Annotated in this window: 13 protein-coding genes; 10 read left to right on the forward strand and 3 right to left on the reverse strand. The window is 63.0% G+C overall.

The window, feature by feature from the left end; all coding sequences use genetic code 11:
- Nucleotides 1–85 precede the first annotated feature (85 nt).
- Complete coding sequence (locus ASE71_RS02460; protein WP_060519202.1) at nucleotides 86–1,897, forward strand: phosphoenolpyruvate carboxykinase (GTP); 1,812 nt, start codon at nucleotides 86–88, stop codon at nucleotides 1,895–1,897.
- Between the two features lie 75 nt (nucleotides 1,898–1,972).
- Here the strand turns inward: ASE71_RS02460 and ASE71_RS02465 are convergent, their stop codons facing one another.
- The 3 genes from ASE71_RS02465 to ASE71_RS02475 all read right to left on the reverse strand — a co-directional run bounded on the left by ASE71_RS02465 (nucleotide 1,973) and on the right by ASE71_RS02475 (nucleotide 4,392).
- Nucleotides 1,973–2,251, reverse strand: a complete 279-nt coding sequence (locus ASE71_RS02465) for a GNAT family N-acetyltransferase (protein WP_060519204.1) — start codon at nucleotides 2,249–2,251, stop codon at nucleotides 1,973–1,975.
- A 113-nt stretch (nucleotides 2,252–2,364) separates the two neighbouring features.
- Complete coding sequence (locus ASE71_RS02470) at nucleotides 2,365–3,129, reverse strand: SDR family NAD(P)-dependent oxidoreductase (RefSeq protein ID WP_034789829.1); 765 nt, start codon at nucleotides 3,127–3,129, stop codon at nucleotides 2,365–2,367.
- Nucleotides 3,130–3,351: 222 nt separating this feature from the next.
- Nucleotides 3,352–4,392, reverse strand: a complete 1,041-nt coding sequence (locus ASE71_RS02475) for a LacI family DNA-binding transcriptional regulator (protein ID WP_060519206.1) — start codon at nucleotides 4,390–4,392, stop codon at nucleotides 3,352–3,354.
- Between the two features lie 251 nt (nucleotides 4,393–4,643).
- On the opposite strand from ASE71_RS02475, the gene ASE71_RS02480 reads away from it, so the two are divergent.
- From ASE71_RS02480 to ASE71_RS02520, 9 genes are all read left to right on the forward strand, one after another.
- Entirely contained in the window at nucleotides 4,644–5,927 is a 1,284-nt protein-coding gene (locus ASE71_RS02480; RefSeq protein WP_034789825.1) for an amino acid ABC transporter substrate-binding protein, read from the forward strand.
- 96 nt (nucleotides 5,928–6,023) lie between these two features.
- On the forward strand, nucleotides 6,024–6,770 hold the full coding sequence (locus ASE71_RS02485) for an ABC transporter ATP-binding protein (protein WP_034789824.1): 747 nt from the start codon (nucleotides 6,024–6,026) through the stop codon (nucleotides 6,768–6,770).
- A complete protein-coding gene (locus ASE71_RS02490; protein ID WP_034789822.1) occupies nucleotides 6,770–7,498 on the forward strand; it encodes an ABC transporter ATP-binding protein in 729 nt (242 codons plus the stop codon). Before ASE71_RS02485 ends, ASE71_RS02490 begins: the two co-directional genes overlap by 1 nt.
- A gap of 11 nt (nucleotides 7,499–7,509) precedes the next feature.
- Entirely contained in the window at nucleotides 7,510–8,388 is an 879-nt protein-coding gene (locus tag ASE71_RS02495; RefSeq protein WP_034789820.1) for a branched-chain amino acid ABC transporter permease, read from the forward strand.
- Nucleotides 8,388–9,431, forward strand: a complete 1,044-nt coding sequence (locus tag ASE71_RS02500; RefSeq protein WP_034789818.1) for a branched-chain amino acid ABC transporter permease — start codon at nucleotides 8,388–8,390, stop codon at nucleotides 9,429–9,431. The genes ASE71_RS02495 and ASE71_RS02500 overlap by 1 nt, the downstream gene beginning before the upstream one ends.
- Nucleotides 9,432–9,440: 9 nt before the next feature.
- Nucleotides 9,441–10,226 (forward strand): glutathione S-transferase family protein, encoded by a 786-nt coding sequence (locus tag ASE71_RS02505; protein WP_060519209.1) that lies wholly within the window; start codon nucleotides 9,441–9,443, stop codon nucleotides 10,224–10,226.
- A gap of 19 nt (nucleotides 10,227–10,245) precedes the next feature.
- Nucleotides 10,246–11,187 (forward strand): dioxygenase, encoded by a 942-nt coding sequence (locus ASE71_RS02510; protein WP_082566254.1) that lies wholly within the window; start codon nucleotides 10,246–10,248, stop codon nucleotides 11,185–11,187.
- Between the two features lie 39 nt (nucleotides 11,188–11,226).
- The gene (locus ASE71_RS02515; RefSeq protein ID WP_060519212.1) at nucleotides 11,227–12,105 is read left to right on the forward strand and encodes a 3-keto-5-aminohexanoate cleavage protein; all 879 of its coding nucleotides are present in this window, start codon (nucleotides 11,227–11,229) and stop codon (nucleotides 12,103–12,105) included.
- A gap of 27 nt (nucleotides 12,106–12,132) precedes the next feature.
- A complete protein-coding gene (locus ASE71_RS02520; RefSeq protein WP_060634934.1) occupies nucleotides 12,133–13,137 on the forward strand; it encodes a quinone oxidoreductase family protein in 1,005 nt (334 codons plus the stop codon).
- Nucleotides 13,138–13,148 lie beyond the last annotated feature (11 nt).

Raw genomic sequence — 13,148 nt, forward strand, 5'->3', positions numbered from 1 at the left:
TGAAGGCCCGGTCTATCCGAACATGTGAGTTCGGGAGGCGGGCCGCGCGGACCGAATTCATTATTGCCAAGCGAGAGACGCATCCATGCAAGACCCGACTGTCATAACCAACCCCGTTCTCAGCCAATGGATCGACGAGGTTCGGGCCCTGTGCGAACCGGATCAGGTCCATGTCTGCGACGGCAGCGATGCGGAATACAGGCGTCTGTGCAGCACCCTTGTCGCCGCGGGCACCTTTATCCGGTTGAACGAAGCGAAGCGCCCAAGCTCGTTCCTCTGCCGCTCCGATCCCCGCGATGTCGCCCGCCTCGAACATCGCACTTTCGTCTGCACCTCCAGCCGGGAGGACGCAGGGCCCACCAACAATTGGGCAGATCCTGCCAGCATGCGCGTGGAGCTTTCGCGATTGTTCAAGGGATCGATGCGCGGGCGCACCATGTATGTGATCCCGTTCTCCATGGGGGAACCCGGCTCGGACCTTGCGATGATCGGGGTTCAGATCACCGATTCCGCCTATGTCGCGGTCAGCATGAAGTTGATGGCGCATATCGGCCTGCCGGTCCTGCGCGCACTTGGCGCCGGCGAATTCGTGCGCTGCCTGCACTCGGTCGGAGCCCCGCTCGCGCCCGGCGACCGCGATGTGCCGTGGCCCTGCAACGCGGAGCACAAATATATTGTGAGCTTCCAGGACGACGGCTCGATCGCATCCTTCGGTTCCGGCTACGGCGGCAATGCGCTTCTCGGCAAGAAGTGCCTGGCACTGCGCACGGCCTCGCTGAAGGGCCGACAGGAGGGGTGGCTTGCCGAGCACATGCTGATCATGGGCGTGGAGGATCCCACTGGGAAAACGACCTATGTCGCGGCCGCCTTTCCGTCCGCCTGTGGCAAGACCAATTTCGCCATGCTTCTGCCGCCCGAGGGTTTTGCGGGATGGAAGGTCAAGACGGTCGGCGACGACATCGCATGGATCCGGCCGGATGCGGACGGCAGGCTGCGGGCCATCAATCCGGAAACGGGCTTCTTCGGGGTTGCCCCGGGCACCAACGAGAAGACCAATCCCAACATAATGGCGGCGATCGCGCGCGAGACCATCTTCACCAATTGCGCGCTGACGCCCGACGGCGACGTCTGGTGGGAGGGCATGACGGAGGAGGCGCCGCCGGCGTTGGTGGACTGGCGCGGTCTCGACTGGACGCCTCAGGCCGGTCGCCCGGCCGCGCATCCGAACGCCCGTTTCACCGTTTCGCGCGACCGCTGCCCGAGCATGGACCCATCGGCCGCGCACCCCGCCGGCGTGCCGATCTCGGCCTTCATCTTCGGCGGGCGGCTTTCCCACACTTTTCCGCTTGTCTTTGAGGCAAGGGACTGGCGCGAGGGCATCTACTGGGCGGCAACGCTGGGGTCGGAAGCGACGGCGGCCGCGGAAAATCAGGCCGCGACCCGGCGCGATCCCTTCGCGATGCTGCCCTTCTGCGGCTACAACATGGCCGACTATTTTGCCCACTGGCTTTCGATGGGAGACCGGCTTGTGAATGCGCCGGCAATCTTCCGCGTCAACTGGTTCCGGCGTGACGAGGACGGTGCATTTCTCTGGCCGGGCTTCCGGCAAAATATGCGCGTGCTCAAATGGATCGTGCAGAGGACGGAGAGGACTGGCGGCGGAAAAGCCACGTCGATCGGCCTTGTGCCGGGCTATGACGACATCGACTGGCATGGCCTCGACTACGACCGCCAAACCTTCGACGCGCTGATGAGGTTCGATCCGGCCAAACTCGCCAAGGAACTGCAAAGCCACGACGTCTTGCTGCAGTCCTTCGGCCAACGATTGCCGTCAGCGCTTTCCGCCATTCGTCGCGCCTTGCTCGACGGGGTTGACCAGACGCCGGATCAAGCCTGAGGTCCCGGGCACGCCGCCCCGTCATCCAGCCAGGCGGCGGCCGCGGCCACCGTCTGGCTCAGCATTGCCGGGCGCTCAGCCGTCGAGAAGCGCCATATATTCGGGGTGTTTGGCCGCAAAAGCGGCCATAAACGGGCACTTGGCGATCACCCGTGCGTTTCGCGCGCGAAGAATGTCGAAGACGCCGGTCGCAAGCCGCGTGCCGATCCCCTGTCCCGACAGGGTCTGCGGCACTTCCGTGTGCGTGAGAACGACCCGGCCGTCCTCCAGCCGATAGTAGGCAACGGCGATCTCGTCGCCGATCGGCAGCTCGAATCGAGACGCCCGCGTGTTGTCGATGACCTTTTCGACCATTTGGTCCCTACCTTCCTGCAACCGTTATCCGCGCCGTCGCTGTACCCTGGACTATAGGAGGGACGAGGCATCCGCGCGACCACTCTGTCGCGCGGATGCGGAGTTCTGTGGTCTCAGAGCGCCCGGCCGCCATCCACCTGGATGATGTGGCCGGTCGAAAAGCCGAGCAACGTCGCGCTCGCCAGGATGGCGGCGGCGATGTCGTCGACTTCGCCGATGCGGCCGAGCGGGGTCGAGGACGCGACCTTGTCGTTGAAGTCCGAGCCTCGCCCGGGGACGAATTGCGTGTCGACGACACCAGGAGAAACCGCAAGGACCCGGATTTCCGGGGCAAGGACGCGGGCGAGCGCCTTGGTCATCACGTCGATGCCGGCCTTGGCGGCGCAATAGGCGATGTTCGAGCCAATACCGGTGAAGGCGGCGATCGACGAGATGGAGACGACGAGCCCGTCGCCGGATTTTTTCAAAAGTGGCGCGAAGGCGCGGATCGCCGCAAACTGGCTTCGCCAGTTCACCTTGAAGATGTCGTCGATCAGTTCATCCGTCAGCGCGTCGAGATCCCGGTGGGCGATAGGCTTGGTGAAGCCCGCGGCATTGACCAGCACATCGAGCTTACCGAACTTCTGTTCGATGGTGCGGGCAAGGTCGCCAAGAGCGCGGGAATCCGTGATGTCGACGGCATATCGGGCATGACGTTCAGCGTTCGCAAGGGAGGAAATCACCGCGTCCGCGCTTGCGGCCCCCTGTTCACGCGGCGTGTGGGTGATCAGCACGGTCGCTCCCGCATCTGCAAACAGGCGCCCTGTCGCGGCGCCGATTGCGCCGTTTCCGCCGATGACGAGAACTGTCTTTCCAACCAAGGACCGCGGATACGCCATAAGTTCCTCCCTCTTGACGTGATGTCTTTCAAACCGACGGAAACGTCCGCCCGGCAATTTGACGGTTGATCGATGCGACCTTAGGGCAATCGATTGCACGAAACAATAGGCAATCGATTGCATGAAGGTTCGCGGAAAACGCTCGCGCAGAGGCGTTCGCAGGGGAAAGCGGTGCGAAGGGCCGAAACCGCCGATCCGTCGCGAACTGCCTGCTGGGGATTGTCAGCGCTTCTGCGCTGCCACCGGTCCCGTGCTTTCGCGTTCCAGGAGTTCCACCGGCAGCACGGTCTCGAGCGGAATGTCGTCGTCCGCGCCGGCATTCATCAGGCGCAGCAGGATCGATGCGGCGGTGATGCCCGCATCATACTGCTGGATGCGGACGGTGGTGAGCCTTGGACGCGCGAGTTGCAGGAACGGCATGTCGTTGAAGCCGCTGACGGAAATGTCCGATGGACAGTCGAGGCCGTTCTCCCGCAAGACGTCGATGCAGCCGAGCGCCAGGCGGTCGTTTGCGCAGAGCACGGCGGTAAAGTCGTGTCCGGAGGCGAGCAGCTCGCGCGTGCAGCGGGCGCCTTCGTCCTCGTCGAAGCGCATGGCGGTGACGATGAGCTGCGGGTCGATGTCGATCGACATTCTCTCGGCGGCGTTGCGAAAGGCGGCCAGGCGTAGCTGCCCGGTCGAGAGATCCTGCGGCCCGGCCAGATGCGCGATCCGCCGGTGGCCGAGTTTCGTCAGGTGGCGCAGCATTTCGCAGATGCCCATGTCCTCGTCATTGATGACATAGGGGATGTTCGAATTCTCCACGCGCCGGTTCAGCGTCACCACCGACAGGCCGTCCTGGGCGGCCTTGGCGATCGAGGGGTCGCTTCTGAGCACCGCTGCATGGATAAGTCCGTCGACACCCCGATCGCGCAACACTTCGAGAAGGCGAACCTCGCGCTCGCGCTCGCTGTCGGTGTTGACGATGATCGACGCATAGCCGAGCGGTTCCAGAACGCTTTCGATCCCGCGCAGGATCGGTGGGAAAATCGGGTTGGTGATATCCGGAATGACGACGCCGACCGTCATCGTCCGGTTGGTGCGAAGCCCGAAGGCGATGCGGTTGGGGCGATAATCCAGGCGTTCAGCCGCGGCCTGGATCTTCGCCACAACCTCTGGCGTGATGCTCTTGCGCTCGGTCGGGTCAAGGGCGCGCGATACGGTCGACACATGAACGCCGGTCGCGCGCGCAATGTCCTTCAGCGTGGTTCGTTTCTTCTGCATGTGTCACCTCTCGCCTCCATTTAAAATCTTGCCGGAGGTTTTGCAATCGTTCGCATGGATGCTTGACAAAGCGCAAACGGTGCGCATAATCGCCCATGTGCAATCGTTTGCATATTCAGTTTGCGGCAGGGCAGTTGAGGAGCTGGCCTGCCGTCGATCGAACAGTGCGCAAGTGTCGTCCGGCGTGGCCGGGCGATTTGTTTTTCGCTTCAATGCAAACGATTGCGCGCAAATGTCTGGGAGGAGACAAAATGGGACTCAATCGGCTGATCGCGGCAGCAACCGTCAGTGTGCTTTCGGCAAGCACCGTTGCGAGCGCTGCGGAAACAATACGGATCGGCGCATCGCTGCCGATCACCGGTGGCCTTTCGGTCAGCGGCGAGAAGCATAAGCGGGGCTACGAGCTCTGCAACAAGCTCATCAACGAAGCGGGCGGCATTCTCGGCAAGCAGGTGGAGCTGATCGTCAGCGACAATCGCTCCGACCCTGCGACGGCCATCAACCAGTACGAACGCTTCATCAACGTCGACAAGGTCGATGCCGTCTACGGTACGTTCTCGAGCCGCTTGACCTTTCCGGTCGGCAACGTTCTGTCCAAGTACAACATGGTTCACCCGGTTCCCTCGGGCGGTGCGCTCCGGATCTATGCCCAGGGCTACAAAAACCTCTTCTATTTCCAGGTCAATGCTGCCGAATACACCGGCAAGGACGTGATCGGCCTCCTGAAGGAGATCAAGGATCCGGCGGATGCGCCGAAGACAGTCGCCGTCGTCCATGCCGACGACTTCTTCGCCAATGCGATCGCCACCGGCCTTCTCGGCCAGAAGGTGATCGATCCCGCCAACGACAAGGAAATCGCCGACCTCGCGCCCGGTTACTTCAAGGAAGCCGGCATCGAGGTGGTCATGGAGGAGAAGTGGCCCGAGGAAGGCTTCAACGACTGGCTGAACCTTGCCAATTCGATCAAGCGCTCCGGCGCTGAAATGATCGTCGGCCTGACGGCTTCCGCGGAAGAGGCGGTCCAGCTCATGCGGGCGCTCAAGACCGTCGGCGCATCGGCAAAGCTCGTCTATCTCAGCCAGGGTGCCCAGACGGAGTTCATCGAGGGTGTGGGGAACGACGCGGCCGATGGCGTCGTCATCCACACCACCTGGCACAAGGATGTTCCGTTCAAGAGCACGCTTGCCGGAAAGCCCTTCGACAACGCCGATTTTGTGAAGGCGTTCGAAGCCGAATATGGTGTCGAGCCGGATGAAGACAGCGCCATCCCCTTCGCCGTCTGCCAGGGTATCGAGCAGGCCATGGTTGGCGCCGGCAGCACGGATAACGCCAAGATGGGCGAATGGCTGCACGCCCGCACCAAGGAACAGCCTGTCCAGACAGTGCTCGGCGATTTCAGCTGGGACGATCTCGGCCTGCCCGTCGAAAAGTCGCACATCATGACCCAGTGGCAGGATGGCAAGCTGACCTTCGTCTACCCGACCGGCCAGTTCGAGGGCATCGTGCCCTTCCGCTATCCCAAGTCCGGTTTCTGACCCTTTGCGAGGCAGAGGAGGGTGTTTCGCTCGCGAGGCGCCCTCCCGATTGGCAGGCATCTACTACCCAATTTCTAGTACAAGGAGATCGCGCGGATGCTCGAGGTTAAGAACCTGTGCAAGCACTACGGCGGAATTCGCGCCGTGGACGGCGCAAGCTTCAAGGTCGAGAAAGGCTCGATCACGGCACTCATCGGGCCGAACGGCGCCGGCAAGACCACGGCCTTCAATTGCATCAGCCGCACCGTCGTCCCGACCTCGGGCGAGGTCTGGCTGGATGGCGAGCGGATCGACAATCTGCGTCCGCACAAGATCACGGCAAAGGGCCTGAGCCGGACCTTCCAGATCTCGCGCAACCTCGCTGACATGACGGTGCTGGAAAACGTGATCGTGCAGGCGCGCTGCCGCGGCTTTGCCGACCTGTTCCGGCCGGCGGTCTCGGCGGAAGAGCGCGACAAGGCAATGTCGATCCTCGATTTCCTCGGGATCACCCGCATTGCCTACGAGGATGGGCACAACCTGTCCTACGGCCAGAAGAAGCTGATGGATCTGGCAGCGCTGCTGATGGCCGATCCGAAAATCATCCTGCTCGACGAGCCCGCCGGCGGCGTCAACCCGACGTTGCTCGAAGAGATCGTCGGCCACATCCGGGCGCTCAACGCCAAGGGCCTGACGGTGCTGATCGTCGAACACAACATGGACCTGATCATGCGGCTCTCGCATCGCGTCGTGGTCATGGCGCACGGGCGGGTGATCTGCGACGGCACGCCCGATGTGGTGCGTCGCGATCCGCATGTGCTCGAAGCCTATCTGGGCGGCGTACTGGAAGAGGAAGCGGCCTGATGAGCGATCTCCTGCAAGTCACCAATATCACCGCCGGCTATGGCGACGGCCCGGCCATTCTCGATGGCGCGCGGCTGACGGTCGAGCCAGGCAAGGTCCACTGCATCATCGGCCCGAACGGCGCCGGCAAATCGACGCTGCTGAAAGCGATCTGCGGCATGCTGACGATCCGCAAGGGCGACGTCATCTTCAAGGGCGAGCGGCTGAACGGCCTGCGCCCCGACCAGATCCTGCGCAAGGGCATCTGTTTCGTACCGCAGGAACGGGCGCTGTTTCCGAAGATGACGGTGCGCGAAAACCTGCGCATGGGTGGATATGTGCTCAACGACGCAAAGCTTCGTGACCGCCGCATCGACGAAATCCTCGAGCGCTTTCCGGTGCTGCGCGAGCGCGCCGACCAGCATGCCGGCACCATGTCGGGCGGCCAGCAGCAGACGCTTGCGATGGCGCGCACGCTGATCGTCAAGCCCGACATCGTCATGCTCGACGAGCCCTCCCTCGGGCTGGCGCCGAAGATCGTGCAGGAGATGTTCGACATCATGAAGATGATGTCTCAGGAGGGCGTCACCGTCCTGCTCGTCGAGCAGAACGCGATGATGGGCCTCAAGAATTCCGACTGGGGCGTTGTGCTCGATCTCGGCCGCACCCTCTTCGAGGGGCCGGCCGAGGCGGTTCTGGCGGACCCGCGCATCCAGGAACTTTACCTCGGCGGCCGCAAGGTCGCGTAGCGGAGGACGTGATGACAGACATTCTTCAGATACTGATACTCGGCCTCGCGCTCGGCGGCGTAATCGCGCTGATGGGGTCCGGACTTTCGCTGGTCTTCGGCGTCATGCGCATCGTCAACCTGGCCCATCCGTCGCTGATCATCTGCGGCGCCTATGTCAGCTATTGGGCCTTCAAGCTCTGGGGCCTCGACCCGATCGCCACGCTGCCGATCGCGGCACTGATCATGGCGGCGATCGGCGTGCTGCTCTATCGCCTGATGTTCGAGAGCCAGGCCAAAAGCGCGCGCTACTCGGAAATGACGGTACTTCTGACCTTCGCGCTGGCGATGATCGTTGAAGGCTTCCTCGGTGCCGCCTTCACCAACACCCAGCGCGTGACCTCGCCGGAATATGCGACGGACGCCTTCTTCATCGGCAGCCTGTTCATCCCGAAAGGGCAGCTCTATGCCGGCTGTGTGTCGCTCGCGATCATCGGCGCGCTGACGCTGTTCCTCAACTACTCGCGGCTCGGCTACGCCATCCGCGCCACCACGCAGAACCGCGAGGCCGCCGAACTGCTCGGCGTCAACGTCAACCTCATCAGCATGATCGCCTTTGCAATAGGCATCGGGCTTGCAGGTGCTGCCGGTTCGCTGGTGAGCTTCGTCTTCAGCTTCTTCCCCGCCAAGCAGTGGGAATGGATTGCAATGCTAATGTCGGTCGTCGTCCTTGGCGGCATGGGCAGCGTGCTCGGCACCGTCGTCGCCGCTCTTCTCCTGTCGGTCATCGCCGCATTCGTCGGCACCTGGGTGGGCGCCACCTGGTCGACCATGACCTTCTTCCTCGCACTCTTCGTCATCCTGCTGATCCGTCCCCAGGGCCTGTTCGGCGAAAAACCGGAGTTGGCATAATGGCCGTAAACCTACAACAAGCCGACGCGAGCTCGGTGCTCGAGGCCCGTCGCATTCACAACCAGAAGCTTGCGCGCCAGCATGACCAGACCCGCGCCACATGGTTCCCTCTCACCGTTCTCGGTGTGCTGCTCGCCCTGCCGCTCCTGCAACTAACCGGCAACTACAACTACCTGCTGCACCTTGTCCTGTTCACGGCTTCTTATGCGGTCATGGCCAGCGGCTGGAACATCATCGGCGGGTTCGCCGGCTATATCTCGCTCGGCCACGCGGTGTTCTTCGCGATCGGCGGCTATTTTTCAGGCGTGCTCCTGGCGCGCTACGGCATCTCTTCGCTCTTGACGGCACCGCTCGCCGGGTTGGCGGCTGCGGCCTGCGGCTATCTAGTCGGCCTCATCACGCTGAAGGTTCGTGGCCCGAGCTTCATCATCTCGTCGATCGCGCTCCTGATGATCGCCCGTATTCTGTTCGACCACTGGGAGTTCATCGGCGGCGCCAACGGCCTGTCGCTGCCAGTGACCGATCTGCCCGTTCAGACGGCGAAGCTGCCCTACTACTACGCCTTCGTGCTGATGGCTGCCTTCACCGTTTGGGCGACCTATCGCATCAAGCATTCCAAGTTCGGGCTTGGCCTGCGCGCGCTCTCCAAGGACGAGGTCAAAGCGGAAAGCGCCGGGATCAACACCCGCTTCTACAAGGTGCTGGCCTTCGCATTGTCCGCCTTCTTTGTCGGCATGGCCGGTGCAGTCTGGGGTGAGTATCTCACCTATCTCCGGCCGAACATCTTCCTGATCATCCTTGTTTCGGCAAACCTGGTGCTGATGTGCATTCTCGGCGGCAAGGGCACGATTGCGGGGCCGGTCGTGGGCGCAATCCTGATCGTCGCCTTCAACGAAATCTTCGTGGCGACCCTCGGCGCCTCCGAGATCAACATTCTCGCGACCGGTTTCGTCATGGTTCTCGGGCTGATGTTCTTCCCGAACGGCGTGATCGGAACGCTCGCCCGCAAGGGCAAGCTGCCCCGCGTCCTCAACTGGGATTGAGAGGCGACGATGCAGGACTTCATCCTCTACAACGCCCCTCAATCGACGTGCAGCCAACGGGTGCGATACGTTCTCAACGCCAAGGGCCTCGCCTTTAAGGAGCACAAGCTCGATCTCTTCACCGGCGACCAGCTCAAGCCCGAGTATCTGGCGATCAACCCGAACGGCGTCGTGCCCTCGCTCGTCCACCAGGGCCGCGCGGTCACCGATTCCGCCGTCATCATGGAGTATCTGGAAGACATTCTCCCTGGTGGGCTTCGGCCAAGGGGCGCCTTCGGCGCGGCGACGATGCGGGCGATGATGCGCTTCATCGACGAAGTGCCGACACCGGCGATCCGCGTGCCTTCCTACAACCTCGCCTTCCTGCCGCACTATCAGGCGATGACGGCGGAGGAGTTCCAGGCGGTCTGCGATGCAAAGCCGCTTCGCCGCGAGTTCCTGATGAAGATGGGGCGAACCGGCTTTCCCGAGCCGGAAATGGAAGAAGCGCTCGGCCGCCTTGAGCGCGGCGTTCAGCGCATGGCGACGTGGCTTTCCGACAATGGCGGGCCGTGGGTCATGGGCGATCAGCTGACGCTGGCGGATATCGCGATCATGCCGGTGATCGTCCGGATGGACGATATCGGACTGTCCTCGATGTGGGCGGAGATGCCGGCGATCCAGGGCTGGCTCGATGCCATCCGCGCAACCGGCGCCTTCGCTGAAACCTATTACCACGGGTCGCTGCTGACCGAAAAATATCCGCACCTGAAGACGGCCAAGCCCGAACTTCGGCTCGCCGGGTCCGGCCTGTGACGCGGAAAGGAGAACAGGGATGAACAGCCATATCAGCCCCGAGGCAAAACTGATTTCCAAGGAGGCCGACGTCACGCCGACGGTGCTTGCCGCCATGTCGCGCGGCGACGATCCGCGGCTCAAGCAGATCATGGACACGATGGTCAGGCATTTGCACGCCTTCCTGCTGGAAGCGCGCCCGACCGAGGCGGAATTCGAGTACGCCCTGCGCTGGATCACGGCGGTCGGCCAGGCGACCAACGAGGCGCACAACGAGACCGTGCTTGCCGCCGACGTGCTCGGCGCTTCGACGCTGATCGACCTGATCAACAATGACGGCATGCAGGGCGAGACGCTGTCAGCGCTCTTGGGGCCGTTCTATCGCGGGGGTGCGCCGAAATGCTTAAACGGCGACTGCATCGCCCGTTCGGATACGCCGGGATCGCAGCTCTACTTCACCGGGCGAGTGACCGATCCAGCCGGCCGACCCGTCGAAGGGGCGACCCTTGATGTCTGGCAGGCGTCCCCGGTCGGGCTTTACGAGAACCAGGACGAGACCCAGGACGACTTCAACCTGCGCGGCCGTTTCACCACGGATGGCGACGGTAATTTTCACTTCGTGTCGGTGAAGCCGGCAGGCTATCCGGTTCCGACCGACGGGCCGGTTGGCGACCTGCTTCGAGCGCAGAAGCGGACACCGATGCGTCCGGCCCACATCCACTTCATCGTCTCGGCGCCGGGCTACAAGACGCTCGTCACCCAGATCTTTTCCGACAGCCACGAGGCCCTGGTCAACGACGTGGTCTTCGGCGCGAAGCAGCAGATCGTCGGGAAATTCTTCCGCCACGATAGCCCGGACCCGGAATTTCCGGGCGCCGAGGCGCCCTTCTACAGCTGCAACTATCACTTCAAGCTGGTGGAGGGTCAATCGGTCCTGCCGCTGCCTCCGATCTCCGGAAAGAAGGTGGCGCACCATGGCTGAGAGATCAAACAGGTCGCGCCCTGGCGCGGGAGGCTTGTGATGCAGCAGAACGTCATCATCACCTGCGCGGTCACGGGCAATCTTACGACGAGGGAAAACCATCCCGGACTTCCCGTCACGCCCGAAGAGATCGCCAATGCCTGCCTAGAGGCGGCCGATGCCGGCGCGGCGATCGCCCATATCCACGTGCGCGATCCGGTTACGGCAAAGCCTTCCATCGAGCTAAAGTATTACCGCGAGGTCGTCGAGCGCATCCGGGCCAAGAACACCGCGCTGATCCTCAACGTCACGACCGGGCCCGGTGGACGCTACCACCCGAGCGACGAGAACCCGGCGGTCGCCGGACCACGCACCACGCTGATGCGGCCGGAAAAGCGGGTCGAGCACATCGTCGCGCTGAAGCCTGATATCGCCACGCTCGACCTCAACACCATGACCTTCGGCTCCGAGGTCGTCATCAACACGCCGGCCAACGTCAAGATCATGGCCGACATTATCAACGAGGCGGGCTCCAAGCCAGAGCTTGAGGTCTTCGACACCGGCCACATCCAGCTGGCGCAGGATCTCCTGAAGGCGGGCGTGTTGAAGTCGCCGGCGATGTTCACGATCGTCACCGGCGTCAAATACGGCTTTCCCTCGACCACCGACGTGATGGCGACCGCGGCCCGCATGCTGCCCGCCGATGCCGTCTGGACCGGCTTCGGCGTCGGGCGGATGTCGTTTCCGATGGCCGTTCAGGCCTATCTGCTCGGCGGTCACGTTCGGGTTGGCCTGGAGGACAACTCCTACATCGCCAAGGGCGTGCTCGCCAAGGGCAATGGCGAACTGGTCGAGCGGGCAAGAGACCTGATCGAGAAGCTCGGCGGCCGGATCGCCGAGCCCTCCCAGGCCCGCGAAATTCTCGGACTGCGTGCATAGGCATCGATTTCTGCAAGGAGGCATAGAATGAACATTCAGGTGGACGCGAAGATCGCCCGAGCGCTGAGGGTGACGGAAAAATCCCCCGATCTCGACAATCTCAAGATCGACGTCGTCGATGTCGCGGTGCCGCGGCCGGGTCCCGGGCAGGTGCTGGTCGAGATCGTGGCGGCAGGGGTCAATCCCAGCGACGTGAAGGCATCGCTCGGGCACATGCCGCATGCCATCTGGCCGCGCACGCCGGGCCGCGACTTCGGCGGCATCGTGCGCGAAGGACCGTCGTCGATAATCGGCATGGAAATCTGGGGCGGCGGCGGCGAACTCGGCATCACCCAGGACGGCAGCCACGCCAAATGGATGGTGCTCGACCAGAAAGCCGTGCGCCCCAAGCCTGCGAATTTCACCATGCAGGAAGCGGGCTCGATCGGCGTGCCGTTCATCACCGCTTTTGAGGGCCTGCGCGAAGCCGGCGGCGTGCAGCCGACGGATGTCGTGCTCGTCTGCGGCGGCAACGGCAAGGTCGGGCAGGCGGTGATCCAGCTCGCGACCATGGCCGGCGCCAAGGTCTTTGCGGTCGAGTACAATGAGCAGCCGCTTCTGGCGCACACCAACGCGCCGGTCGAAATGCTCAACAGCGCCAAGGATGACGTTGCGGCGATCGTGCGCGAAAAGACCGGCGGTCATGGGGCCGACATCGTCTTCAACACGGTCGGCAGTCCCTATTTCGAGATCGCCAACAACGCGATGGCGAAGCAGGCGCGCCAGGTCTTCATTTCCACCTTCGACCGCGCCGTGCCGTTCGATATCTTCAACTTCTTCCGCGGGCGTCACAAATATATCGGCATCGACACGCTGGCGCTGTCGTCGGTCGAGGGTGCCCGAATCTTCGACAAGCTCAAGCCGAAGTTCGAGGAAGGCAAGTTGAAGCCGTTCCCGATCAATCCGGCGACCGTCTATGCCTTTGCCGACGCCGCCAAGGCCTACGCCTCGGTGCTGCGCGGCACGCCCGAGCGCGTGCTGCTGGTGCCCTGAGGAGGAGCGGA

Origin of the sequence: Ensifer sp. Root954, assembly GCF_001429005.1 — a bacterium.
In the GTDB taxonomy this organism is placed as follows: domain Bacteria; phylum Pseudomonadota; class Alphaproteobacteria; order Rhizobiales; family Rhizobiaceae; genus Ensifer; species Ensifer adhaerens.